22 protein-coding genes and 1 tRNA gene are annotated in these 25,168 nt (G+C 43.9%); 15 read left to right on the top strand and 8 right to left on the bottom strand.

Going from position 1 to position 25,168, the window contains the following annotated elements; genetic code table 11:
- The first annotated feature begins 3 nt into the window (after positions 1–3).
- Together CJD36_RS09935 and CJD36_RS09930 are read left to right on the top strand one after the other, a co-directional pair.
- Complete coding sequence (locus tag CJD36_RS09935) at positions 4–2,382, top strand: DUF3857 domain-containing protein (protein ID WP_105038977.1); 2,379 nt, start codon at positions 4–6, stop codon at positions 2,380–2,382.
- Positions 2,383–2,687: 305 nt separating this feature from the next.
- Positions 2,688–3,227 (top strand): hypothetical protein, encoded by a 540-nt coding sequence (locus tag CJD36_RS09930; protein ID WP_105038976.1) that lies wholly within the window; start codon positions 2,688–2,690, stop codon positions 3,225–3,227.
- Between the two features lie 154 nt (positions 3,228–3,381).
- Here the strand turns inward: CJD36_RS09930 and msrB are convergent, their stop codons facing one another.
- From msrB to CJD36_RS09915, 3 genes are all read right to left on the bottom strand, one after another.
- Positions 3,382–3,879, bottom strand: a complete 498-nt coding sequence (gene msrB, locus CJD36_RS09925; protein ID WP_105038975.1) for a peptide-methionine (R)-S-oxide reductase MsrB — start codon at positions 3,877–3,879, stop codon at positions 3,382–3,384.
- A gap of 218 nt (positions 3,880–4,097) precedes the next feature.
- Entirely contained in the window at positions 4,098–4,610 is a 513-nt protein-coding gene (locus CJD36_RS09920) for a DUF4199 domain-containing protein (protein WP_105038974.1), read from the bottom strand.
- A gap of 3 nt (positions 4,611–4,613) precedes the next feature.
- Positions 4,614–5,921: a dihydroorotase gene (locus CJD36_RS09915; protein WP_105038973.1), complete on the bottom strand. Its 1,308-nt coding sequence runs from the start codon at positions 5,919–5,921 to the stop codon at positions 4,614–4,616.
- 275 nt (positions 5,922–6,196) lie between these two features.
- Between CJD36_RS09915 and CJD36_RS09910 the strand changes: the two genes are divergently transcribed.
- The 4 genes from CJD36_RS09910 to CJD36_RS09895 all read left to right on the top strand — a co-directional run bounded on the left by CJD36_RS09910 (position 6,197) and on the right by CJD36_RS09895 (position 13,102).
- A complete protein-coding gene (locus CJD36_RS09910) occupies positions 6,197–7,369 on the top strand; it encodes a glycosyltransferase family protein (protein ID WP_105038972.1) in 1,173 nt (390 codons plus the stop codon).
- Positions 7,370–7,647: 278 nt separating this feature from the next.
- The gene (locus tag CJD36_RS09905) at positions 7,648–10,881 is read left to right on the top strand and encodes a SusC/RagA family TonB-linked outer membrane protein (RefSeq protein ID WP_105038971.1); all 3,234 of its coding nucleotides are present in this window, start codon (positions 7,648–7,650) and stop codon (positions 10,879–10,881) included.
- 24 nt (positions 10,882–10,905) lie between these two features.
- Positions 10,906–12,441, top strand: coding sequence for a SusD/RagB family nutrient-binding outer membrane lipoprotein (locus CJD36_RS09900; protein WP_105038970.1), 1,536 nt, complete (start codon positions 10,906–10,908; stop codon positions 12,439–12,441).
- 22 nt (positions 12,442–12,463) lie between these two features.
- On the top strand, positions 12,464–13,102 hold the full coding sequence (locus tag CJD36_RS09895; RefSeq protein ID WP_105038969.1) for a hypothetical protein: 639 nt from the start codon (positions 12,464–12,466) through the stop codon (positions 13,100–13,102).
- Positions 13,103–13,242: 140 nt separating this feature from the next.
- Here CJD36_RS09895 and CJD36_RS09890 read toward each other — a convergent pair whose 3' ends face one another.
- On the bottom strand, positions 13,243–14,025 hold the full coding sequence (locus tag CJD36_RS09890; protein ID WP_105038968.1) for an amidohydrolase: 783 nt from the start codon (positions 14,023–14,025) through the stop codon (positions 13,243–13,245).
- 115 nt (positions 14,026–14,140) lie between these two features.
- Between CJD36_RS09890 and CJD36_RS09885 the strand changes: the two genes are divergently transcribed.
- The gene (locus CJD36_RS09885; RefSeq protein ID WP_105038967.1) at positions 14,141–14,863 is read left to right on the top strand and encodes a hypothetical protein; all 723 of its coding nucleotides are present in this window, start codon (positions 14,141–14,143) and stop codon (positions 14,861–14,863) included.
- Positions 14,864–14,874: 11 nt separating this feature from the next.
- Here CJD36_RS09885 and CJD36_RS09880 read toward each other — a convergent pair whose 3' ends face one another.
- From CJD36_RS09880 to CJD36_RS09865, 4 genes are all read right to left on the bottom strand, one after another.
- Complete coding sequence (locus tag CJD36_RS09880; RefSeq protein WP_105038966.1) at positions 14,875–15,393, bottom strand: GNAT family N-acetyltransferase; 519 nt, start codon at positions 15,391–15,393, stop codon at positions 14,875–14,877.
- A 43-nt stretch (positions 15,394–15,436) separates the two neighbouring features.
- Positions 15,437–15,688 carry a hypothetical protein gene (locus tag CJD36_RS09875; protein WP_105038965.1) on the bottom strand — a complete coding sequence of 84 codons (252 nt, stop codon included), beginning with the start codon at positions 15,686–15,688 and terminating at the stop codon, positions 15,437–15,439.
- The gene (locus CJD36_RS09870; protein WP_133162583.1) at positions 15,633–16,157 is read right to left on the bottom strand and encodes a hypothetical protein; all 525 of its coding nucleotides are present in this window, start codon (positions 16,155–16,157) and stop codon (positions 15,633–15,635) included. The genes CJD36_RS09875 and CJD36_RS09870 overlap by 56 nt, the downstream gene beginning before the upstream one ends.
- Positions 16,158–16,221: 64 nt before the next feature.
- Positions 16,222–16,701 carry a hypothetical protein gene (locus CJD36_RS09865; RefSeq protein ID WP_105038963.1) on the bottom strand — a complete coding sequence of 160 codons (480 nt, stop codon included), beginning with the start codon at positions 16,699–16,701 and terminating at the stop codon, positions 16,222–16,224.
- A gap of 136 nt (positions 16,702–16,837) precedes the next feature.
- Between CJD36_RS09865 and CJD36_RS09860 the strand changes: the two genes are divergently transcribed.
- The 8 genes from CJD36_RS09860 to CJD36_RS09825 all read left to right on the top strand — a co-directional run bounded on the left by CJD36_RS09860 (position 16,838) and on the right by CJD36_RS09825 (position 25,148).
- Complete coding sequence (locus tag CJD36_RS09860) at positions 16,838–17,320, top strand: hypothetical protein (RefSeq protein WP_105038962.1); 483 nt, start codon at positions 16,838–16,840, stop codon at positions 17,318–17,320.
- Between the two features lie 71 nt (positions 17,321–17,391).
- Positions 17,392–18,906, top strand: a complete 1,515-nt coding sequence (purH, locus tag CJD36_RS09855; RefSeq protein WP_105038961.1) for a bifunctional phosphoribosylaminoimidazolecarboxamide formyltransferase/IMP cyclohydrolase — start codon at positions 17,392–17,394, stop codon at positions 18,904–18,906.
- Positions 18,907–19,100: 194 nt separating this feature from the next.
- Positions 19,101–20,252: a T9SS type A sorting domain-containing protein gene (locus CJD36_RS09850; protein ID WP_105038960.1), complete on the top strand. Its 1,152-nt coding sequence runs from the start codon at positions 19,101–19,103 to the stop codon at positions 20,250–20,252.
- Between the two features lie 131 nt (positions 20,253–20,383).
- Entirely contained in the window at positions 20,384–21,535 is a 1,152-nt protein-coding gene (locus tag CJD36_RS09845; protein WP_105038959.1) for a T9SS type A sorting domain-containing protein, read from the top strand.
- Between the two features lie 145 nt (positions 21,536–21,680).
- A tRNA-Leu gene (locus tag CJD36_RS09840) sits at positions 21,681–21,762 on the top strand.
- Between the two features lie 188 nt (positions 21,763–21,950).
- Positions 21,951–23,546 (top strand): histidine kinase, encoded by a 1,596-nt coding sequence (locus tag CJD36_RS09835; RefSeq protein ID WP_105038958.1) that lies wholly within the window; start codon positions 21,951–21,953, stop codon positions 23,544–23,546.
- A gap of 4 nt (positions 23,547–23,550) precedes the next feature.
- Positions 23,551–24,294, top strand: a complete 744-nt coding sequence (locus tag CJD36_RS09830) for a LytR/AlgR family response regulator transcription factor (protein WP_105038957.1) — start codon at positions 23,551–23,553, stop codon at positions 24,292–24,294.
- Between the two features lie 176 nt (positions 24,295–24,470).
- On the top strand, positions 24,471–25,148 hold the full coding sequence (locus tag CJD36_RS09825; protein WP_105038956.1) for a hypothetical protein: 678 nt from the start codon (positions 24,471–24,473) through the stop codon (positions 25,146–25,148).
- Positions 25,149–25,168: the final 20 nt, after the last annotated feature.

Genomic DNA, 25,168 nt, shown 5'->3' with positions numbered 1-25,168 from the left:
AAAATGAAAAAACTGTCCATATTTATATTTTCCCTGATGGTAGCTTCTTTTGCAGCTACAGCGCAGGAGCAGCCACCTAAGTTTGCAGACTGGGACCCAAAACCTAAGATGCACCCTATACCGGTAGAGTACTTTAAAGAACACGCGGTAGTAATACTGGAAAGCGAAAAGAGAGACTATATATTTGAAGGTAAGGGTACTACCATGTACAGTACCATTCACCGTATAGTAAAAGTGCTGGACAGAAAGGGTATTGAACAGTTCAATACCATTACCGTTCCTTACGAGCGCAATCAGTCTCGCATAGATTCTATCAAAGCACGTGTGATCTTGCCCGATGGTACTACCCGCGATGTGCGGTACAACATGCTTTATGCAGGTTCGGGTGGCATATTCTTTGCCTTCGATGGTATGGAGAAAAATGCGGAGATAGAGCTGGTGGTAAAGTATAAGGCGCTGTCGTCTAATTTCGGGAGCATCTACTTCCAGTACACAATTCCTGTGTTGAATACGTTCTTCGAACTGAACTATCCTAAAGAAATGACCTTCAACACCAAGGGATACCACGGTTTCCCATCGGGTCATGAAGAAATGGTAGGCAATCACAAACAGATAAAGATCTACCAGGCAGATATACCGGCATTGGAAAGGCAGCCGTACAGTTTTTATGATCTGTACACCATGCGTCTGGAATATGGTATAGACCATTATGTAAGCCGTGGTGGTTACCAGCGTGGAGAACAGTATACTTACGATAAGCTGGCGCAGAACCTCTACACCCGCTTTTATGACAAGAACATGGTAGACAGGATGCTCCCTAACAGGAAGAACATCCGCATGGACCAGGTGGGTCTTAAAGAATCTGAAAGACTGGCGGTAAACAGGTTCCTTACTAATACAGTAGGGATCAGAGGAACTGAAAGTGATGAGAAGAAGATAAAGATGATCGAAGACGGCATCAAGACCAATATCATGCAATATTGGGAGCTGTCTCCAAGAGAAGGCGATAACCTCGATACCGTTCTTGCTAAGAAATCAGCCACAGATGCGGGTATTGTAAGGTTATTCGCAATGTGCTTCAGGGTATCCGGTATCAATCATGAACTGGGTAAGGTATCTGATCGTAGAGAACACCTGATGGATAAGCAGTTCATTAACTGGGCGCCGCTTGATGATTATATTTTTTACTTCCCCGATTTTGATGCTTACCTGGCACCAACCGAGCAATACTACAGGTATCCTGAATTGCCTTATACCATGATCAACAATAAAGGTATATTCACAAAGACCAACCCCGAACAGGGATATGTAGTTGGTGGTGATGTGGCCGCTGCAGATGCGATACAAAGAACTATAGCACCGCGCGAAACGCATGCTACTACTTTTAAAATGACTACGGAGATCAGCATTAACCCTGATATGAATACCAGTGCCGATGTCACTTGCGTTTATACCGGTTACAATGCCGCTGATCTGCGCCTGGAGCTGGCTAAAACACCGAAGGAAAAAATAAAGGAGCTGATAAAAGATGAGGTTAAAATAGCAGAACGCCAGGAAGACCTTATCAGGTATTCAACATCCAATGAATCTTTCAGTACTGTTTATGAGAACAAGCCGCTGATCATAAACGCAATAGTAAGAGTGCCGGATATGATAGAAAAGGCCGGTAACAGGTATATCATTAATGCCGGTAATGCCATAGGCAGCCAGCCACACCTGTATGACGAAAAAGACAGAGTACTACCTGTTGACCTTGAATATGCGTTTTCCAATTCCTACACCATCAATGTAAACATTCCTGAAGGATACAAGGTAGTAGACGTAGAAAACATGACCCTTAACGTAGAGCAGACCGATAGAGACAATGGCAACACCATTGCCTACTTCCGCTCTAACTGGACCCTGAAAGGCAATAAAATGGTAATAAGCATAGATGAGTCTTATCCTAAAACCCACTACTCTGTAAGAGACTATGGTGAGTTCAGGAAGATAATGAACGCAGGTGCCGACTTCAATAGGGGGATTATAGTATTGGAAAAACTGCCTGTAAAAAGGAAGCCGATGAAGGCAAAGAAACCTGCAACAGCAACCACTACAGTAACAGTAGCCAACACAACCACCAAGACTACAACCAAACCTACTGTAACTAAGACGGTAACAAAAACAACAACTGTAACAACAACCAAGCCTGCGGCCGCAAAGCCTGCAACCGTAGTAACCAAGCCGGAACCGCCAAAGCCTGCTGCAAAACCAACAACACCACCACAGAATGGTGGCCAGATATTGCACAGAGAAGGCGAAGAGCAGCAAAACAGGCCGGTAAGCCTGCCACCTGCAAAAGCCACCAAACCAACCCCAACAAAAAGAACCAACAAAGCATAACTAACAACAACCCAATATTTCCCCACCCGCAGCCAAAAACTGCGGGTGTTTTTATTTGCTATTATATGCAAAAAAGACTGCTGGGCGTTAGTCTCTGACTACGCCCTTGGCGGTTGCAGGTCTCCCGATCGGCTCTTCGGGCCGGTTCTCTTGAGATGCGATAAGCAAACACCACCTCTGCCGCTGTTGTGTCTCCTGACCAACAGCCATCGGGGCTGTTCTGCTTTAGATGTGCAATTCAGAACAACCAACACGGTCATATACCAACCAAACCTTTCGTATATTTATTGAGACAACTCAAAGCAATGATGATCCGTTACGTTCTTCTGATTCTTCTGATTTCTTTACCGTGTAGAGCATTGGGTCAGGATTGGAACAAATATGAATATAGGAGACGGCTGACACCAGTGCCGTCATCTTACACAAAGGAGATTGTCAAAGAGTATTTAGACGCGCAATCAAAACTTGTAACGATTACTTTAGATGTTAAAGGCGATTCTTTATCGGTGTCAAGCATAATAAAGAAAAAGAAGTCAATGCGCAAAGTGCTCTTAAATTTCGACGGCATTGACTCCGCTATATTTCCGGCAGGACGTTATAAAATATCATTTCACTCGTCTTTTACTCCAGTGAGACCAAACAGGGTACGCTTAAAACCAAACACCAAAACGATTTTTAAAATGACTCTTGGCCAGTCACACAGCTTGAGTATCATTCATATCAAGAGCAAGCGAAAATTAAAAAGAAGAGAAATAAAACAAATAGTAGAAGACTGTAGTAATAGCAGGAAAGAGGAAAACAAACTAATTAAAGATAAAGTCTGTTTGATCTTGTATGAGATTTAATGAAATAAAATACTAAGTCTATATATTAAACCGTTTACGTAAAAGCCCATTCTCCTTATTCTAAAATTCTGGCCATTCTGATTCAGACAAAAAATAACATACACAAATAAAGCCAGCGGTAGAAACCGCCGGCTACACCTATGAAAAACTAAATTTACTTGGCTGCCTCGAAAGATAACGCAAAGCCATTCATACAATACCTTAGGCCGGTAGGCTTAGGGCCATCATCAAATACATGGCCCAAATGCCCGCCGCACCTTTCACACACCACTTCAGTTCTCACAACACCGAGGCTCTCGTCTCTATTCTCGATCACACTATTTTTATTCAATACCTGATAAAAACTTGGCCAGCCGGTACCGCTATCAAATTTGGTAGCCGAGCTGAATAACGCATGCCCGCATGCCGCACAATGATAGGTTCCCTTTTTAGGATTATGCACAAAAGGACCTGTATTGGGTGCCTCTGTGCCTGCCTCTCTCAATATATGATATACATTGCCTGGTAGTATCTTTTTCCACTCCGCATCTGCCACCCTCAGTTTACCATTGTCGGCATGCGAGTAATATGGATTTTTGGTTTGCTGTGAATAGCTTGGACCTACTCCGAAGACCAGTATAAGAAAGCTTAATAATACGCCTGCATTTTTCATAAAGAGATCGTTTGCCTTTATATAAACGAACAGACGACCATTATGGTTTTGATTGAAAAACCTTTGGCATTTCCTTCACAATGGTCGAACACCCTTCACTCTTGTAGAGACGCATAATTGCGTCTCCACCCAACATGGGCCTCGCAACACGGGCACAAAAACAAAAAAGTGAAACAGCTTTCGCCATTTCACTTTCAAATATCTGGTTACAATGTTGTCTAGAAATTGTCGGTAATCGGACGTTCGCCCTTCTTTGGCGCAACACCTGCACCTATGAGCGAGAAGATAACACCCATGACCAAAGTGCCGAACAACGCACCTGATATGATGATAGTAGTATACCCCTTGCGGAATATATTGATGCCCATATCCATAGCCTCATCGGTCATGTTCGGTTTTTTAGCCATTTCCGCGCGAGCCATTTCTATAGCCTTTTCCTTCATTTCGGGGAAGGCGTAAATATAAATAACCGACCATACGATCATCAGTAGGGTAACGATCATAGAAGCCTTAAATCCGCTGCCAAACACATTCTTGAATGTAACAAACCCATCATTAGCTTTTGAAAATGCCATGGCATTAAGTATAATGCCCACTACAAAAGGCAAATAGGCCAGCCACCCAAGAAAGCTCTTTTGGTCAAGGCCGCCAAGTTGTAACGCAATGGTTATACCGACCATCAATACGCCTGATATCAGGCCCCATTTAACGTGTGTATTCTTTTGTTCCATGTTCTATTTGTTTAAGTGGAGTTTATTATTGTTAAAGATACCTAATATTCTGCCGGATAATTGCTTGTCCAAAAACGGACTATTCATAGCCACAGATTTCTTGTTTGCTGTGGTAGTTGTATAACTATCTGTGGTGCTGAACAAAGTAAGTGATGCATTGCCACCCTTTTCTATTGGGTTATGCTCTATGCCAAATATATTGCGGGGTTGCACCGCCAGTGCGTCTACAAGGCGTTCTGTGCTTATGTATTCTTTCAGCGTATCCCAGATAATGTTGAAACTGCTTTCCTGCACCGCCATACCATCTGCGGCATATTCAAATTCTTTTGTTTTGGCATCCCATTCGTGCGGACGGTGATGAGAAGCAATGCAATCTATTGTGCCATCAGCCATTGCTGCTACAAGCGCCAGCCTGTCGGCTTCAGTACGTAATGGCGGCGATACTTTATAAGCGCTGTCATAAGAAGTCAGCATATCATCTGTAAGCGCCAGGTGATATGGCGTTACCGAGCAGGTCACCGCTATACCATCGGCCTTTGCCTTGCGGATCATGGCTACACTTTCTGCCGACGATACGCCAGTAATGTGCAGTTTAGATCCTGTATATCTTACCAGTTCTATATCTCTGTATATGGCCAGTGTTTCGGCCAGCAGCGGAATACCCGGCATACCCAAAGCGGTAGAATTAATGCCCTCGTGCATCAACCCGCCACTCGCCAGAGCAGCATCTATAGGCATCTGCACAATAGTTCCCTCTAGCGCCTTCACATATTCCAGTGCTTTCAGCATCAGGTTGGCATTTTGTATAGGCTTCCAGCCATCTGTAAATGCTACGGCGCCATTGGCACTCATATCCATCATTTCAGCAAGCTCCTTACCTTCAGCGTTTTGTGTAGCTGCACCCATTGGGTGCAAAGTCACAGCGTGGCCCGAAGCTTTTTGTAGTATAAACTGAATAACAGATTTCGAACTGATGGCAGGTTGCGTGTTAGGCGCTACCAGCACATGCGCAAAACCACCGGCTGCTGCTGCATTCAAACCACTTTCAATAGTTTCCTTATGTTCCAGGCCCGGCTCGCGGTAGTCTGCAAATACATCTACCCAGCCGTTAGAGATCATTATTTCTGCACCTGCTGTACCCTTCCAGCTTTCAACACCATCTACGGTAATGGAAGGGAAAGATCTTGCTGCAGGTTTTTTAATGGCTTTTATTTCGGTGATGATACCGTTTTCTATAGAAAGATCAACAAGCTGATCATGAAACGCAGACCGCGTATCTATTACTCTTGCTTTGTTTATTTTCACTTGCATCTTGAGTGGTTGCGGCTATTTATTTGCTGGCTCAAAATTACACAAACTTTCAACACTAATCCTATGTACCCGGCAGACGTGAAAATCACCCCATGTTTTTACCGGGAAATTGAGTCTCTGCGGCGGCAGCACTTGAAATAATCCGACTTGTAGCAGCAGTGTATTCTGCGTTATGCTCACAATACACAGCAGGGATAACAGTGATAATATTAATCTGTACGAATAAATCTAAAAATGAGGTTATTTTTGTCGGCGAAGGCCAATACAACCATATAATGCAGCACAACAAAGAGCGATTGCTCTTACTGACTCTGGTACACCCCGATTTTTTGCCCCCGGTGTATGCTACAGCACAGTCTTTAAGAGATCTGAATTATGATATTACTATCGTTACGTTCGATTCTTTTGTGCCAGCACCGGTAGAATTGGGTGAAAATATTTCAGTGGAGACCCTGGGGAAACATCACAATGTACCACTGAAGCAGCGAATGGCTTTACGTAGCAAATTCAAGAAACATGCACAGCAAAAGCTGGCTGAAGGCGGATTTAAGGCCATCATAGCATTCTGCCCGTTTTCTTTTAATACCGGGGTGCAGATCAAAGGCGGTATTCCGCTTATGTATTACGCTATGGAGACCGCCAATTTTACTATTGCAGATCTAAAGCGGTCTCCGCTTACTGCTATTTCTGCCTATAAAACGCTGCATTCACTTACGGAGGCAAGTTTTGTAGCTACACCTTCTTTTCAGCGGTCGGCATGGCTGGCTGGCAGATGCGGTCTCAATTTTATGCCCGAAACAATATTGAACACAGCTTACATAACCAACCATGTAAAGAAAGCGGATGATCGGGAAGTACTAAAAGCGATTCTTCCCGACTGGGTTTTCGACAAAAAAATGGTGTTGTATACCGGTGCGGTAAACGACCGGCTTTGCGTGAAAGAACTGGTAGAAGCCTACGACCAGCTAAATGACACGACAAGCATATTGATAGTTACAGGCTTTAAGGATAATGCTTACTGCAAAAGCATAAAAGACTACGTGGCCGGCAGTAAAAACAAAGAAAGCATATTCCTTCTTCCATATGTTACAAGGGAGGAAATGCTGGCCCTGCAGGGTGTAGCGGATATTGGTGCCTGCCTGATGAAGGAAATACCCGGTATGATAGCCTCGCAAATGCTGGCGCCAAATAAGACGGGAGAGTATTTGAGCAAGGGTTTGTATGTGCTGGGAGTAAAAAATTTCTATATGAATATGTTCGAAGCCGCAGGTGTTGGTTCGCTGGCGGCTACCGCGTCTGTTCCTGACATTTCCGCGGCACTTCGCGAGGCTATGAAAGCAATAGGTCGTGCAGGTTACAAAGATCGCATCAGCAATTACGTGCAAGAATATTTTTGCATGCAAAAGCAAGCGGCCCCTATGGCGGATGCCCTGAAAAAAATGCCATAGTTGCAAGCAAAAAAGCTTGCTGCTATAGCCACTAACTAAAGAATTGTTGGTAAAATGTTGAAAAGTTTTTGCGTTGAAAAACAATACGGTGTCAAATATGATAAAATAAATACACGGTATTGTTAAGAAAATTACAAAGAATGCTTTGTTAATTCGTAATCTTGTAATAAATTCACCCCCTAATCGTAACCTTACTTTGCCCTAAATGGCAAAATGGGGTGGTTAGACGTTGATTAACACACACATAAAGGGCCATTTTTTAAAGAAAAACAAACAGTATGAAAAGACCTTTGTTACTATTTGTACTACTGATCTCGGTTTGCATGAGCGCTTTCGCTCAAACGCATAACGTAACAGGTAAAGTATTGGACGAGACCGGCCAGGGTTATCCGGGCGCCGGTATATTGGTAAAGGGTACCGCAGTGGGAACCGTTACTGATGTTGATGGTAATTTTAACCTGGATATTCCGGATGGTAAGAAGAATAAGCTTATCGTTCAGGCGTTGGGTTATGTTGCAATAACTGTGTCCGATACCGGTCAGTCTGAATTCATCATCCGCCTTACGCGCACATCAACTACACTGGAAGGTGCGGTTGTAACAGCATTGGGTATTAAGAGGGAAAAAAGAGAAGTAGGTTACAACTCTACTACCGTAGGTGCCGACGATTTGACTGCGGGTAATAATACCAGCGCATTGTCCAGCCTTCAGGGTAAAGTAGCCGGTGCTAATATCACCAGCTCTACCGGTGGTCCTGGTGGTTCTACCCGTGTTATCCTTCGTGGTGAAAAATCTATCCTTAAGAATAACAACGCATTGATCGTAATAGATGGTGTGATCACTAATAACTACGACCGTACTACAAGCAATGTATTGACACAGACGGATTTTGGTAATAGTGCCAACGATCTTGATCCGGACGAAATAGAATCAATTTCTGTTTTGCCGGGTGCTGCTGCTGCCGCTCTTTATGGTAGCGCGGGTTCTAACGGTGCATTGATGATCACTACCAAAAAAGGTAAGAGACATGCAGGTGAAAGCGGCAACTCAAAAGTTGACATCACTTACAAGGCTACTTACACGCAGTCTGATATCCTGAAGTATGCGGAACAGCAACATCAGTTTGGTCAGGGTAACCTATATGGTGGTATCTATGACGACCGTCGTGAGAATTTTAGCTGGGGTGCTCAGTTCGACAACAAGCTTCGTCCTTGGGGTCAGATCATAGATGGCAAGCAGTTGGTTAAGCCTTATTCTGATCAGCCAAATAACATTAAGGATTTCTTTAACCGTGGTCAGGCGTTGAACAACTTTGTTTCTTTGTCAGGCGGGAGCGATAAGACTACTTATTACCTTTCTCTGAATGCTTTGAACAGTAATGGTGTTACTCCAAACACTTTCTACAACAAATACAGTGTTCGTTTCAATGCAAGCACTCAGTTGAGCAACAATTTCTATTCTACTATCAACGTTAACTACCTCAACTCTTATTCAAGAGCAGAAAGTGGTGGACAGGCTGCAGGTTCAGTTTTGGACAATTTGTACCAGAGCGCACGCGACATTCCGATTTCAGAATTGAAAGACCTGAGCAACAAGTACTATTCTCAGCAATATATTGATACTGCAGGTATCGAGCGTTATGGTTATTATGGTGCTTATGCAAAAAATCCATATTGGGTTGCGCAGAACTACGATAACCGTAACAAAACTGACAGGATCATTGGTGATTTCGTGGTAGGTTTCAAAAAGGGAGAATTCAATGTATCTAATCGCTTAGGTATAGATGGTTCTAACGACAGATCTTTCTACAAAGTTCCAAACCTGAACGCTAAGCCTGCTGATGAGTCTGGTCTGTACGATCCGATCTCTAACAGCTACTTGTCAAGCGGTGGTTACTCTCAGTCTAACAACACTTACTTTACATTGAACAATGACCTGATGGTTAACTTCACTCACGATTTCGATAAGGATTTCGGTGTGAATGCATTGGCAGGCGATAATATTTCAATGGTACAGTCTGAAGGTCTTTCAGGTGTTATCGATCCGGGTACAAACGGATTGGTTATCCCTAACTTCTACAACTTTACTAACAACAATGGCCCGGTAACTACAAGCAATTTCATTAACAGAAGAAGAGAGCATAGCCTTTATGCTGATGTTAAGTTCAACTTCCAGAGAGAATTGTTCCTTGAAGTTACTGCACGTAATACATGGTCTTCAACTTTGGTATTCAGCAACAACTCTTATTTCTACCCTGGTGCTAACTTGTCATGGGTATTCACTGAAAGGTTGAATGGTACTAAGTTCAAGAAAAATGTAATGAACTACGGTAAGTTCCGCTTCGGTGCTGCAGGTGTTGGTGCTGGTGGTATACCTTACTCTAACAATCCGGCAGGTTACACGCAGAGTGCTATCTCTTCAGCGTTTGGTTCTGTTATTCCTCCATTCAATAGCCAGCCTGCTTACCAGGTTCAGTCTACTTTCGGTACTTCTGATCTGAAGCCTGAGCGCACTCGTGAGTATGAAATAGGTGTTGACCTTTCATTCCTTAACGATCGCATAAGCGGTAGCTTTACTTACTACAATAGTCTTACACTTGATCTGATCACTCAGGCGCCTTTGGCTGCTTCAACAGGCTTCTTGTCTTACTATACTAACGTAGGTGATATCAGCAACAAGGGTATTGAAGCTACACTTCGTGGTACACCTATCCAGACCAAGTGGGGTTTGAAGTGGGAACTGTTCGGTACTTACACTCGTAACAAGAATAACGTAGAAAGCCTGAACAAGGGTCTTGAGAATGTAACACTGGGTGGTTATAGCGGTTTGGCTATAGTTGCCGCAGTGGGTCATCCGCTGGGAACGTTCTATGGTAATGATATCCAGTATTGGAATGGTCATGCAGTTGTAAACGATAAGGGTTTACCTGTTGCAACTACAAAGCCGGTTTACAAGGGTTCATACCAGCCTAAATGGGTTGCCTCATGGGGAACTGACCTTAGCTGGAAAGGCCTTAAGTTGCACGTAGTATTCGTTACTAAGCAGGGTGGTTTGGTATACAATCGTACAAAATCTATCATGGACTTCACAGGTGTGTCTCAGGAAACTACTGTTAATGGCCGTAACCCTTATGTTTGGAACAATTCAGTTTATCAGGTGGGTACTACTAACAACTACCTTAAGAACACTACTAAGTTCTCTCCATACGATTACTATACTAACGTAGAAAATAACGTGCCTATGCAGAACCTGGTTAACGCTAGTTTTGTAAGATTACAGGAAGCTGCTATAACCTACAGAATACCTACTAAATACTACGCAAAACGCACTCCGTTTGGTGGTCTTGAAGCTGGTTTGTTTGGTACTAACCTGTTGTTATGGACTGCTAAGAGCAACCAGTACAACGATCCTGAAGAAACTTCAGCTGGTGCTACAAGCAATGGACAGGGCTTTAACTACAGTGCTCGTCCTTCTTTGAGGAACTACGGTATCTACATTAAAGCAACTTTCTAAACCTTAACTGTTAAAATACACATTATGTCTATTAATAAAAAGATCATTATAACTGTAGCAGCAGGTTTGGTATTAAGCGTATCATCATGCAGGAAATTCCTGGATGTGAATACCAATCCGAACATTGCTCAAACTGCAACAGTTCAAACTTTACTACCTGCGGGTCAGTTATATATAACGTCATCATTGGGTGTAGACCTGCAGATCACCGGTTCTATGTGGGCAGGTTTCTGGACACAGAGCCCTAACTCAAGCCAGTACCGCGCTATTGAGCAGTACGCTCCGGGTCAGGATCAGTTTGTTAACGGATGGGAGAACCTCTATGCGGCAAACACGAATTTCTACCAGATGTACAAATTGGCCGATTCACAGAAGAAAAAGCACTACAAGGGGCTTTCTCTGATGTTGCAGGCATATACATTCCAGTTGCTTACTGATGGATGGGGAGATGTTCCATTTAAACAGGCGTTAAAGGGTCTGCCTTCAGATGGTGGTTTCCTTAACCCAAAGTATGATTCACAAGCAGTAGTATACTCGGGTATCATGGCTTACATCGATTCTGCTGAAGCATTGTTTGCACAGACAGATGCTGCGGGTCCAGGTTCAGACGACTTGATCTACGGTGGTGACATTACGAAATGGCAGAAATTTGGTTATACCCTTAAGTTGCGTATGTTATTGCGCTTAAGCGAAAGGGCGCCATTGGTTGCACAGGCAGGAATTGCTGCTTTGTATGCTACACCTGGTGTTCAGTTCCTGGGTATAGGCGACGATGCCAAGATCATTTTCGGCTACTCTTCTACAAATAAAAATCCTTTGTACGCCGAAATGACTTCAACTCAGTTGGCAAGCACACAGAATATCGTAGCTTCTTCTACTGCCGTTGATAGTTTTAACAGCAATTTGGATGACAGAGCTTACATCTTCTACACTTACCTGTCTAATGGTTCTGTAGTAGGTATTCCACAGGGCGCTTACAATTTGAATGTTGCTGGCGGCACCTATTCTATTCCTAGTGAATACACCGGTGGTAATGCACAGGCTGCAAACTCTTCAAAAGCTCCGGTTAATTTGCTTACAAGTTCTGAAAGCTATTTCCTTCAGGCTGAAGTTGAAGCGCGCGGTTGGGCAGTAACGGGTAGCTCTGATGCTGCCTGGTTCTACGCAGGTATCAATGCCAGCTTCAACCAATACAACGATGCGATGTTGGCTATAAACGGCTACACTGCAGATAGCTCTTACAATCGTTACATCGATGCTGCCGGTACTGGTACAGGCGGTGGTTACTGGACACTTTATCCTGCAGGTGGTACACAGGCAGATAAGCTGCGTTACATCATCACTCAGAAGTGGTTTGCAATGTGTGGTAACCAGGGTTTTGAAGCTTGGAATGAATTACGTCGTACAGGTTACCCTGATTTCTTTGTACGTTCTTCAAATAGCCAGATCGGCGCTCAGGATCCGGTTCGTCTGCTTTATCCAACATCTGAAAGCACAAGAAATTCTGCTTTCCCGGGTGTACAGACTGTAACTACCAAGATGTGGTGGGATTTATTCTAAACTTTGAACAAAACGAATTGATATGAAAAAATTATTAGTTATACCTTTTTTGGCAGTTTTGATGTTAGGTGCTTGCAAGAAGAATGATAATTCAGTTTCTACGCTTGTAACTTACTCCACTCCTACCATTACCCTTACCGGCCAAAGCTATTACAGTATCAATGTTGGTGGTTCATTGCCTTCAATATCTGCTACTGCATATGATTCTTTCTACAAAGAGTCTTACCCTGTAGTTATCGACCAGAGTACACTCGATAACACAGTACCCGGCCTGAACATCGTTTATGTAAAATCTGCCAACAAGTATGGTATGATCGCTACACAGGGTGTGTACGTTGCGGTTACCGACATAAGCCCACTGATTGACATTTCTGGTAACTACAAGCGTGTTTCCAATAATGCACCTGTTGTGGTTACTAAGTTGGCAAACGGCTTGTACCTTACAGATAACGTAAGTGGTGCACTTTCAGGTGGTACTTCTGGCGTGTTTGTTCAGACAGATGATACAACAATAGTTCTGCCGATGCAGACCACAGGTTTCGGTGATACCTATGGTACTAATGCTAAGATCCATATGCTGGTTGGCGATACTGCTTACCAGTATGTATTGAATCCTTCTTCTACTTTCGCGCCGTCGGTGCGTGTATTCCAGAAGCAGTAGTCAGCACTTATATTATTTTAAAAGCCTCCTGAAATTTTCAGGAGGCTTTTGTGTTTAGGGGACGAATTACAGGTCGTGACGCCAGACGTATCAGATGTCTAATTATGCAAATATTTACATTGATACGAAAGTAGTACCAGCTATGGTAAGATAAACTGGTCCGCATCATTCAAAAACGGAAAGCTGGTACGTGCGCTTTCCAGAACGACTTTATCCAGCGTTACGGTATAGGTTGCAGCTTCACCGGTTTGCTGCCAGATTGTTTCGCCAAGTGGTCCAAACACGCTGCTATCTCCGCTGTAGTTATTTCCCTTGGGATCACTGCCTACTCTGTTCACACCCACTACATAACTCATGTTCTCTATTGCTCGCGCCTGCAGTAGTGTTTTCCACGCCAAACTCCGCTGTTGTGGCCAGTTGGCTACGTACAACAGCACATCATACTCGGCGCCCTTGTTTCTAGCCCATACAGGAAACCGTAGATCATAACACACCTGTAGATTTATCCGCCAGCCGTTTACCGAAACTATCTGGCGTGTATCTCCGGCTGTATAATGTTTATCCTCCGATCCGTAGGCAAACAGATGTCGCTTATCATAAAAACCAATTCTTCCATCTGGTTGCACCCATAACATGCGATTACGGTATTTCCCATCATCTTCTACCATAATGCTGCCGGTAAGTATGCAACGGTATTTCACTGCTATGTCTGCCATCCAGCGCACTGTTGGTCCGTCCATAGGCTCTGCCAGGCGTTCGGGTGCCATACTAAAGCCTGTGCTGAACATCTCTGGCAGCACTACCACATGCTTAGATTCCTTTATGCCGGCGATCACTTTGTCATAATGTGCCAGGTTAGCTTCTTTGTCTTCCCATACTATATCCGATTGGATTAGCGTTATATTCAGGTATTGCGAGGCCATTGGGTTAATAATTTATGGTAGGAGGGTAGCATTGTGAAGAGCCGGTACAAATTTCACAGAAATTTCGACATTAGCCACCACCTGATTCCCTATTACTTTTGTAATTTTAAAATTCATGAGAAAGGTACTTATTTTATTGATATTGTTGTTGCCCGCACTGGTGCAGGCAAAGGATAAAAAGAAGCCGCCACCCAAGCATTTTTTGCCGGGCAAGTGGGTGGAAGTAAAACGGACGACGCTCGATTCTGTACAGTTTGCTTTTACAGATACCTTGTTCATGACTTTTCAGATAAGAGATACATTTACCTACCGCGAAAGAAATGGTTTTGTTTATCGGGGTAAATACACCGTTGATGATGATGGCCATCTCGACTTTGGCACAGTGTCTTATGATATTGCTTTACGCAGACCTAAGAGTATTATCCTTACCAATCCCAAAGGTATATATTACTACGAGCCCGATACGTCTGCCGATCTGGGGCAGGTGACATTAGAAAAAGAAGAGAAGATACTGCCCGTTACCAATATAGACCAGATGATAGGCCACTGGACCGTTTATAAAAAGCTGGCGGACAAAGATGGTAACTTCCCCGATTTTAGTGTGCAGATAAAAGCTGCATATATCACCGGCCCATCCAGCGGAACAGATGTGGGTACGCTATACTGCGGTAACGATATGGACGATAACCCGGGTTGGGTCATCAAAGCCCTCGGTGCCGATCAGTCTTTAGAATGCAACGGCAAAACTCAGCGCTTCCTCAAAGTAGTAAAATGCCAGAAAGGCGAAATGGTATTGGAAGAGGCTGGAATGACCTATTATTTTAAGCAGTTTAGATAGCGGGTGTTACCTTACAATTCCTTCAGCATCACCTTATTCTCATACTTATTTACTTCCATCTGGAACGATGCGTCGCCTATACATCTGTAGCCTTCTTTTTCATAAAAAGCTATGGCGCGTGTATTAGATTCCAGTACCCATAGCCACATTTGCTGTTCGCCCTTAGCTACTACTGCTTTTTCGGCCAGCTGCATCAATGCATGGCCTATACCCATGCCGCAAAACCATTCCAGTATGTATAGTTTATTGAGCTCCGGTGCCACAATATTGCCCACCGGGCATTGCTTCGCATATTCTATTTCCGCTACCCCTACAAGGTTATTATTGTATGTGGCTACAATGATATGGCCAGGATGTTCCAGTATGGTTTGCGTTAGCTTTTCTACTGCAAATTTTTTGACTATAAAGTTGGCAAACTCATCAGATACACCATCTACACCGTAGGTTTGGATGTACACCTGTTTATACAAAATAGACAGCTTTATAGCATCTGCTGCGATGGCATCTCTATACTGTATTTCTTTCTTCATAACAGGATACAAGTTAGCAAATTTTACTTTTTTCCGAATTACCCTAAGCTCCCAGTTTTACTGCTGTCAACTGTATACCTATCACCAGTGGGTGCATTGACGTGCCACTCATCCCCGACATGTTATTAATGCCATAGCTGATGAACGGGCCAATGAAATTTTTCACCTTCTGCCCGGCAAACATCCCACGTCTTATATCTGAATCAAAGGCTATGCCAATACCTGCAAAAGGTGCGATGTTAATAGTGCTGAAATCGCTCTTTATAGATGTGCGGCTGCTTTCCTTTTTTTGCATCGAAAAGGTAGCTGATGTTAACCCCTGCCCGCCAGTAAAAGCCTATATTGTTATTGCTGTTATAAAGGCTGTTGAACGATATCGGGATACCAATGTGTTGTATGATGTAGCGCTCGTCTTTATCGGCTCCGGCTACATCTTTGTAGCGCTCCTTGATATCAAATTGGTGGTACCCGAGCGAAATTAACAGGAAGGTATTATCCTTACTGCGGTTACCTATTCTTATAGGCACGGCTGCTCCCATATCAATAAACCAACCAAAGCCTTTACCATTCATAGACACGCTGCCGGCCGTCTTTTGCGTCATGTCATATTCCCCGCCGAAGTTGGTCACAAAACACACATGATCTACATCTGTTGCTGCGCCCTGGTAGTATGATGGAAGGGTATAGTTGGTGAGTGTTACATCTTTGGCTGTGGCACATACGCCTGTCAGCATCAATAGTGATAGTAGTGAACAACGGATCATAGTATTGGTTTTGCAGCCAAATATAATGCCAATTGTTTGTAAATGTGCACGTTACCGATGGTTGTTATTGGAAATTACTTGTTAACCTCGATGCAAAAGATTGCACCGCCGCGCTACTGGCTGTCTGGTCATTTTCAATATACCAATGATATGCTACGCCACCAGATACAGTGCGTACATCCATATAACCTGCATCAGGCAATTGCGTGCCAATGTGCTGATTATTCCTGCTCAATAATTCTGCAGGTATGGAAGTCTGCAGGTCTGCAACGGCCGCATAATTTGCAGCGGGCATTAAAACCGTAAATCTGAACTGGCCAATGTCGGTAGGTGGGGCCTGGTTCAACTGAGTTGAGTCTTTCCTCAGTTCACCACCACTCACAATGTAGTAATTGGTCTTTGCTCCTGCTATGGTAAACGACATGGCACGCCCTGCTATCAGATAATCTCCGGTTATAGTATAAGAAGTCGTTTTGTCTTTTTTACAAGAACCTAAACTAATGATCAGCAGTGCTGTAAATAGAAAATGAAGACAGGTTTTCATTGTCGGAAATTTTTAGGAATGAATATAGTTAATTGCAAATATCATGCCGAATATACTTTGTTGATGCGATGGTTTAAGCTCCGTTAATACAATAAGAAAGCACCACATTTGCTTACCTTAGTTAAAAATCAGTGGTATGCGCAGAGCAGCGCTTCTTATTCTTCTTATCATGCCAATGGTCACCTACGCACAAAACGTAAAACTCATCAATTCATCGAGCACCGATTGGAGCGGTGGAGTAGCGGGTCATGCCGGCACCCGGTATACTTTCACAATAGAATGTTCCGGAATCGATAAAACAGCCTTTTCATTAGATACCATCTGGATAGGTAATGACCCCACCAGGTTATTGGTAAAGATTGATGACAAAACAGCCTTCAATACAGTTTGTAAAGCAGGAAAGAAGAGTATAGTATACACCATAAACGTAGCAGTAGATCGGTCTTTTCACTCCTCAGTAGAAGACCCCTATAGCAGTGGCAACAAGACCATAAAGACCGCAAAGCCGCCCGTAAAATATAAAGGGGTTGCCTTATTGGTCTATCATTACAAAGGCCAGCCATGTTATTATGCAATAGACAAGATCACAACAAAATATCCATCCATCAGCTATCCCTAATAGGCCTGAAAATCGGGATATTAGCCCTTACCCGAATCCTTAGTATCTTCGCGCAAAATTTCAACTGTATAATGAACCGTACCATACAATCTGCGCTGATATCTGTTTTTTATAAAGACGGACTGGAACCAGTAGTAAGAAAGCTGCATGAACTGGGAGTAACAATGTACTCTACAAGCGGCACGCAAACTTTTATTGAGCAGCTGGGCCTGCCATGCACTTCGGTAGAAAGTGTTACGGGCTATCCATCAATTCTTGGTGGACGCGTAAAGACCCTGCACCCAAAGGTGTTTGGTGGTATCCTGGCCCGCCGCGATTTTGAGGGCGACCGCAACCACATAGCAGAGTACGAGATCCCATTGCTTGATCTTGTTATTGTTGATCTTTATCCTTTCGAAGAAACAGTAAAGTCTACAACCGACGATAAGGCAATAACTGAAAAGGTAGATATAGGTGGTGTGTCACTGATACGCGCTGCAGGTAAGAACCATGCCGATGTTTGTATAATATCTTCGCGCACACAATATGAAGGTCTGGTAAGCCTGTTGAACGAGCAGGTTGGCGTTACCTCTCTTGCTGACAGAAAGCGTTATGCTGCGGCTGCCTTTGCGGAGTGTGCGCATTATGATGTAGCTATTGCAGATTACTTCAATCGCGAGGCAGATAATAGTCCGTTCCAGTTGTCTTATGGCAACAAGCAATCATTGCGTTACGGAGAAAACCCTCATCAAAAGGCTGCATTCTATGGCGACCTCGATGAGTTGTTTACCAAACTGAACGGTAAAGAACTTTCTTACAACAACCTGGTAGATGTAGATGCTGCCACACAGATAATAGCAGAATTTCAGAAGCCTGCTTTTGCCATCATCAAGCATACCAACGTTTGCGGCATTGCTGAACGCGATACTGTAGAACATGCATGGGAAGCAGCTTTGGCCGGCGACAGGGAAAGCGCCTTTGGCGGTGTGCTCATCACCAACCAGCCTATTACCATGAGCGCAGCACAAAAGATCAATGAACTATTCTTTGAGATTTTGATCGCTCCATCATTCGATGCCGATGCTTTAGAATTGCTGAAGACAAAGAAGAACCGCAACCTCCTCCAGCAGAAGAAAACCTTCTTCCCTGCGCGCGAATACAAGCGTATACTAAATGGTGTATTAGTTCAGGATGGTGATACACAGAACTATGCTGAGTGGACAGAAGCCGGTGCACGTCCGTCAACAGAAGCGGAGAAGCAGGATCTGTTGTTTGCCAACATTGTTTGCAAGCACCTTAAGTCAAACGCCATAGCCATAGTAAAAGACAAACAACTAATAGGTAAGGGTTGCGGACAAACCAGCCGCATAGATGCCCTGCGCCAGGCACTCGACAAAGCCAACCAATTTGGCTTCAGTCTTACCGGTGCAGTTATGGCATCCGATGCTTTCTTCCCATTCGACGATTGCGTGAAGATGGCACACGCTGCCGGTATCAATGCGGTGATACAGCCCGGAGGTTCAGTACGCGACAAAGACAGCGTTGCCTACTGCCAGGAAAACGGCATGGTAATGGTAATGACCGGCACCAGGCATTTCAAACACTAAGCGTTACCAACTATAATTATTCACAGCTCCATACAACCCCAACTGTATGGAGCTTTTGTTTTACTGCATCACACACGCTTCTCCTTTTGGAGAAGGTCGGCGAATGAGGCTTTCAGAACATACAATGCCCAGTTTGCACAAGAAACAAATAGTGAATACCTTAGCAACTATCGTTTGCTCTATAATCTACTGTTATGAAATTTTCTTCCCGGCTACTTTGTGTCATCTGTTTTCTATGCCTGTTTTCCGTCACCAGTTCACGCGCATCACACGTTTACTCAAGCGAGATCTTTTATAACCATGTAAGTGATAGCACATACAATGTGTCTGTAACGCTCTACATAGATTGTGTTACCGGCGTCCCCGACTTATACACAACATTACCCGACAATAGAATTTTTATATGCGCTTATGACGCGCATACGCTTGTTGATACCTTTGTACTCACCCGTGGTATAGCAGATACGCCGGTAGATATGCCCAACCCCTGCGGAATAGACGCGCCCACACAGTGCCGCAGCCTTACCTCTATCATTCCCGGAGTTCGTAAATACACATTCAGCGGAACATATACCTTGCCGCACCGATCTGCCACATGGCGGTTTATCTGCACCGGCAGCACCAATCAGTTATTAGGCAGAACAGGCACTACAAACCTTAGCGATAATGGCTACCTGATAGCGTTGGAAGCTGATCTGAACAGTCTGTATCATAATTCAAGCCCTGCTCTGGGCAGTTTCATGCCTTCATATTTCTGCATTAACAGCAGCAGTAGCTACCACCCTAATGCTACCGATCCGGAGAACGACAACCTTACATTTGATCTTGTTGCCCCGGTTACAATTGGTAATGATTCCGCTTATTTCCTCAGTGATTATACCAGTCCATTAGCATATAAGCCACCTTATACAGCTACATCACCCTTAGCTACAGCGGCAGGTTCTTTTACTTTTAGTAATGCTACCGGTGGTATGTCTTTCACTCCTAACAAGCAGCAGCGCTCAATAGTAGTGTATAACATAGAAGAGAGAAGAGGTGGTGTGCTTGTGGGCACATCGCAGCACGAGATGATAGTGTTGGCAGAAGTCTGCTCCGACCCTTATAACATAGATAGCGCTGCAACTATATACCCTGTACCGGCCAATGACAAGGTATTTATATCGCTCCCTACCATGCAGTACAGTAAAGTATCTGTCAGGAACATGCTTGGCCAGTTTATCTGGGAGCAGCCGATTACCTATAATGTAACCCAACTCAACACCTCTGGATTCCCGGCAGGTATCTACTTTTTAATACTCGAAGGAAAGACAACAAGAAGAGTACAAAAAATAGTGATCAGCAGGTAGTAACCAACAGTGCGAGCCGGCACTGCACTAAACAACAAATGTTTAATTAATTGTGAACACGTTTACAATAAACATAAATGCACCAACTTTGTGTGAAATAAAATATTGATTCTTTTTTAAAAACCTACGTTATGAAACGAATTCTCCTTTTGACATTTTGCTTACTCTTTACCTCACTTTTTTCGTCTTACGCAACACATGTTATTGGCGGGAGAATTGGCTATACGCACTTGAGTGACAGTACATATAAGGTCACACTTGTTATTTATACCGACTGTACAGGTGATAGCTTACTACTTAGTTACATGCAGGGAATGTCACCCAATGTATGGGCCTCAACCGATACGGTCAAGCGCCTTGTTCCGCTTACCATAGACACGGCTCTGTCAGGTGTGCCGCTAATGCCTCCCTGTCCACAACCTCTGGTCGATCAATGTACCAGCCTCACCTCTTTGATACCAGGCTTTAGGAAGTATGTTTACAGTGCAAATTTTACTTTGCTGTCAGCAGCAAAAACATGGCTTTTTCTTTACGACGGCACAAATGCCTCCTCCTTCGCGCCCCCCGTCTCTTCCGGAAGGTCTTTACAGGTAACAAACCTTTTATCTTCCGGCTCTACCATGCAACTGATGGCAACTGTAAGTGGACGGTTTCCCGGGTCAAGTCCGGTCATTACTAATGCCATTTCAACCTATTTTTGCATGGGTTTTCCCGGTGCCTATAATCCAGGAATAATAGATCCCGATGGTGACAGTATTACAGTGTCCTTAGTTGCGCCAATGAATGGCAATACAGGAATTTTTGCACCATACGTTTCTCCTTATACTGCCACCGCGCCTTTAGCCATTGTTCCTGGTTCTTTCTTGTTCAGTCCGGCAACCGGTAACATGTCTTTTATGCCCAACCAGTTCCAGAGATCAGTTGTGGTATATAAAATTGACAAAAGTAGGGCCGGCATTCTTATTGGCTCATCTGAATACGAAATGACAGTTCTGGTTGAAGGTTGCTCAGACCCCTGCACGCTTGATATTGCAGCAACCAATAAAGACGAACAAACCACCATTTACCCCGATCCGGCAATCGACCAGATGAATATTTCATCGGCCACATTTGACTACAGTAGTGTAACAATAAGCAATGCACTAGGCCAGGCAGTACTCACGCAAAAACTGGTTACCAAAGAAACTACGGTTAATATAAGCCACCTTCCGTGTGGCGTGTATTACCTCTTGCTTGAAGGCAACAACACCCGCAAAATGCATAAAGTGGTTATCAGTAGATAGCAAATGAAAACACGATCACTCCGTCGGTTACAGGCCTGATGTGGAATATTGAACGTCTGTTTAAATACACATTCCAATGTCAAAAACAAAAACCAACGAATAATTTGGTTTTATAAAAACATTCAATACCTTTGCCGTCCCAAATGCGGGCGTGGCGAAATTGGTAGACGCGCTAGACTTAGGATCTAGTGCTTTGCGGCTTGGGGGTTCGAGTCCCTCCGCCCGCACTCAAAAAGAGGCAATCAGTGTAAACTGTTTGCCTCTTTTGCTTTAGAGGTATCCTCTCTTCTTTGATCCCCTACCCGGCCTGGTGAGCTTTCGCCAAACTATTGGTTCAGGCAAACTAACACTACACCCACTACCCGCTAAATTAATAATCCATACTTTTGAATTACTTCAGAACATAGTTGCTCAAATGCGTATCTGTATAACCATCTTTTTTATTGTTTTATGTTGCTCGGTAAGTGCACAAGACACCGTCAAACCGAGAGGTGGCAAACTTGGGTCGCGGCTGAAGAGTATGTACGGCAAATTAGATAGTTCCAGAGCAACCCATAAATACATACAGCAGATCAACGAGTTTTCAAAGGACGTAAAAGGGCGATATAAAAAGGCAGATAGTATGGCCCGTAACGATTCCGGCGGTGTAGGTCTGGTATACCATACAGTCTCTGTTGCCAGGAAAGCGGTCATAGCAAAAAGAAACAATTCCGTCGCCACTTCGAGAGAAAAGCAGCAATCGCATAGCGATGCGCCTCCTGTTGTTATCGCAAGAGCTTCCGCAAAAAATGAAACAGCTACAAATCCATACTTAGATAAAGGCGACTATTACCTGAAGGCAAATAACCCCGGCGAGGCAGTACGCTATTACGAAAAAGGACTTGCGGAAGCAAAAGAGACACACAATCCTTCTGTTCAACAAACAGCACTAAAGGGCCTTTCCGACGCATACGATCAGAAGAAAGATGTGAAGAACGCCTTATTCTATTTCAAGCAATACACTGCCATAAAGGATTCTTTACTGCAGGTACAGACAGAAAAGCAGATAAGCGAACTGCAAGCCAGGTACGAACTGGCAAAGCAACAAGGAGAAATAGAAACCCTGACAATAGACGGGGAAAAGAAGGGCGACGAGATACAAAAGAGTAATGTTTTTATTCGTAAGCAACAGCAATATCTTTTGCTTATCGGCATCTCGCTGGTGCTGGCAATCGTTTTAGCAATAACCCTCTTCCGGCAATATAGGACTAAGAAGAAAGTAAATGAACAACTGCTTGTACAGAACAATAAAATAGAAGAACAGAAGCACAACCTGGAAGAGAATCTCGCATATACACACCAACTGCAGGAAGCACTGAAAGAGGATCTGGACAGGTATATGCAGATGGCCTTGCGCAAGCAAATGAACCCGCATTTTATATTCAACTCACTCAACTCTATTCAGAGCTTTATTCTTCAGAATGATAAGCTGTCCGCAAATATATACCTGTCTAAGTTTGCCGGGCTGATGCGCAAGGTGCTTGAAAACTCACAACATGAATATGTTACAGTGGAAGAAGAAATAGAAGTGCTGAAATTGTATGTTGAACTGGAGCAGCAAAGGTTTGACGATAGTTTTACCTGTATCTGGAAATTACCTGAAGACGAGGAGACAATGGATAGTCGCATACCCCCGCTTATCTTACAGCCCTATGTAGAAAATGCCATCTGGCACGGACTACTCCATAAAAGTGCCGATCGGGCATTAACTATAGAGGTTCGTAAAGAGCAGGAATTACTTGTTTGCATCATAGCAGATAATGGAATAGGCCGGGCTGCAGCAGCGGAATTTAGAAAGCATAGAGAGAAGGGAAAGTCACTCGGTACCAGGATCACGCAAAAGAGAATAGATATACTGAACTCACTGAATAATTCAGATATCGGGGTAACTTACACCGACCTTTCTAACGACGACGGAACGCCTTGCGGGACAAGTGTAGCTGTTTCAATACCAGTAAATGAAATGATCTGATACAATGATAAAAGTTGTTATTATAGATGATGAAAAGAGTGCGGTAACTTCTATAGAGTTATCGCTTAAGGAGTATTGTCATGGAGTAGAGGTAGTAGGTAAAGCATATACCGCCGCAGATGGCATCAGCCAGATTGAAGCACACAAACCCGATCTTGTTTTTCTGGATATTGAGATGCCACATATGACTGGTATAGAGCTCCTGGAGCATATGGGAGACCGCAGTTTCGAGGTAATATTTGTTACGGCTTATAATGAATATGCGGTAAAGGCCTTTAAGCTCAATGCCATAGACTACCTGCTGAAGCCGGTAAGCATTCCCGAACTTATTAAGGCAGTGAACAAGGTGCGCGAAAAGACGCACACCGAAGGCTCAACTGATGATAAAATAAAGCGCCTTCGTGAAACGCTCTCAGGCAAAATAGGAATACCATTTTCCACAGGTACCGAGTTTGTGAAGATCACTGACATCATTCGTATCGAAGCGGAAGGCAGCTATAGCAAGGTCATTACCAACGATGGTAAAACAAGGCTTATATCGCGCAGCCTTAAAGAAATGCAGACCGCCCTGCACGACGAGCGCTTCTTCCGCACACATAAGTCGCACCTCATCAATATTGAATACATCAAAAAATACTCCCCCCTCAAAGATGGTGGAGATGTGGAAATGGCTGATGGTGCGCACATAGAGATAGCCCGTGCCTGCAAACAAGAGTTTGCCCTCCTGCTCAATAATATATTCCGTTAATAGAAGTGCATCAATTATAAACACCTCTTTCTGCAATTGCCAAAGTACTGTGGTCCGTCCCGTCCTCGCGCCCTTTTACGCACTTCATAAACCCAAAGCCGCACTTTGTAAACTGCCCCCTTTCCCGCTCCGGGTTTATGTATTCCTTTGTCCTGTACTAATAAAAATGCTTACAGATGAAATCCATACATACCCTCGTAATAGCAGGTGTCGCTGCTTTATCAATGACCGCCTGCGGCAAGATCAAACAAGCTAAAAACATGCTCAGCAATGCCGATGTGGTTACACACTTCGGCTTCCACGAAAAAAGCTACTGGGTCTACAGCGATGATCTCACTGGCAGGGTAGACAGCTTTGTGATTGTGGGCTACAAAAACAAGATCAACGTCAGCAACATTACAGATGGTACAGACATAGATGATGTGAGTTTATGTATTGCCGACTACAACAGTGAGGCCAATGCTGTAGATACATTTAACTGGAGAGTGGCCCTCGGTGTCAATACCGTATCGCTCTTCATTGACGACCCTAAAGTTGGAGACCATGGCTATTCAGGTAAGCTATTCTGCTACCCCTTTAAAAAAGGTTTTTATGAAACCCTCCTGGGCGGTAACGATGTAGCCCATAGCACCATCACCAATGTCTATTCGTCCTATGTGGTCAATGGCACCACCTATTACAATGTAGCCGAGATCAATCTGTACGCAGGAAACACAATCGCCGGCTATCCTTACGCCAAAAACGACTTCATCTACATCAGTGCCGATGCCGGTGTCATCAAAATGAACATAGACCACCCGCAGGCCACACTTAAAAAAAACTGGGAAGTGCTCCGCTACAAACTTGTATTCTGATAACCAATTACGCAGCGTTC

Origin of the sequence: Flavipsychrobacter stenotrophus, from assembly GCF_002954265.1 — a bacterium.
Classification (GTDB): Bacteria; Bacteroidota; Bacteroidia; order Chitinophagales; family Chitinophagaceae; genus Flavipsychrobacter; species Flavipsychrobacter stenotrophus.
The sequence above is the reverse complement of the archived record's forward strand: the minus strand, read 5'-3'. Positions and strand labels throughout refer to the sequence as shown.

Bases quoted from the DNA above. Each gene is read 5' to 3' on its own strand.
- msrB (WP_105038975.1), bottom strand. From the start codon at position 3,879: ATGAAAAATGCAGGCGTATTATTAAGCTTTCTTATACTGGTCTTCGGA.
- CJD36_RS09915 (WP_105038973.1), bottom strand. From the start codon at position 5,921: ATGCAAGTGAAAATAAACAAAGCAAGAGTAATAGATACGCGGTCTGCG.
- CJD36_RS09935 (WP_105038977.1), top strand. From the start codon at position 4: ATGAAAAAACTGTCCATATTTATATTTTCCCTGATGGTAGCTTCTTTT.
- CJD36_RS09890 (WP_105038968.1), bottom strand. From the start codon at position 14,025: ATGGCCTCGCAATACCTGAATATAACGCTAATCCAATCGGATATAGTA.
- CJD36_RS09875 (WP_105038965.1), bottom strand. From the start codon at position 15,688: ATGCAAAAAAAGGAAAGCAGCCGCACATCTATAAAGAGCGATTTCAGC.
- CJD36_RS09880 (WP_105038966.1), bottom strand. From the start codon at position 15,393: ATGAAGAAAGAAATACAGTATAGAGATGCCATCGCAGCAGATGCTATA.
- CJD36_RS09920 (WP_105038974.1), bottom strand. From the start codon at position 4,610: ATGGAACAAAAGAATACACACGTTAAATGGGGCCTGATATCAGGCGTA.
- CJD36_RS09850 (WP_105038960.1), top strand. From the start codon at position 19,101: ATGAAATTTTCTTCCCGGCTACTTTGTGTCATCTGTTTTCTATGCCTG.
- CJD36_RS09860 (WP_105038962.1), top strand. From the start codon at position 16,838: ATGCGCAGAGCAGCGCTTCTTATTCTTCTTATCATGCCAATGGTCACC.
- CJD36_RS09830 (WP_105038957.1), top strand. From the start codon at position 23,551: ATGATAAAAGTTGTTATTATAGATGATGAAAAGAGTGCGGTAACTTCT.
- CJD36_RS09900 (WP_105038970.1), top strand. From the start codon at position 10,906: ATGTCTATTAATAAAAAGATCATTATAACTGTAGCAGCAGGTTTGGTA.
- CJD36_RS09910 (WP_105038972.1), top strand. From the start codon at position 6,197: ATGCAGCACAACAAAGAGCGATTGCTCTTACTGACTCTGGTACACCCC.
- CJD36_RS09825 (WP_105038956.1), top strand. From the start codon at position 24,471: ATGAAATCCATACATACCCTCGTAATAGCAGGTGTCGCTGCTTTATCA.
- CJD36_RS09865 (WP_105038963.1), bottom strand. From the start codon at position 16,701: ATGAAAACCTGTCTTCATTTTCTATTTACAGCACTGCTGATCATTAGT.
- CJD36_RS09905 (WP_105038971.1), top strand. From the start codon at position 7,648: ATGAAAAGACCTTTGTTACTATTTGTACTACTGATCTCGGTTTGCATG.
- CJD36_RS09835 (WP_105038958.1), top strand. From the start codon at position 21,951: ATGCGTATCTGTATAACCATCTTTTTTATTGTTTTATGTTGCTCGGTA.
- CJD36_RS09845 (WP_105038959.1), top strand. From the start codon at position 20,384: ATGAAACGAATTCTCCTTTTGACATTTTGCTTACTCTTTACCTCACTT.
- purH (WP_105038961.1), top strand. From the start codon at position 17,392: ATGAACCGTACCATACAATCTGCGCTGATATCTGTTTTTTATAAAGAC.
- CJD36_RS09885 (WP_105038967.1), top strand. From the start codon at position 14,141: ATGAGAAAGGTACTTATTTTATTGATATTGTTGTTGCCCGCACTGGTG.
- CJD36_RS09895 (WP_105038969.1), top strand. From the start codon at position 12,464: ATGAAAAAATTATTAGTTATACCTTTTTTGGCAGTTTTGATGTTAGGT.
- CJD36_RS09930 (WP_105038976.1), top strand. From the start codon at position 2,688: ATGATGATCCGTTACGTTCTTCTGATTCTTCTGATTTCTTTACCGTGT.
- CJD36_RS09870 (WP_133162583.1), bottom strand. From the start codon at position 16,157: ATGATCCGTTGTTCACTACTATCACTATTGATGCTGACAGGCGTATGT.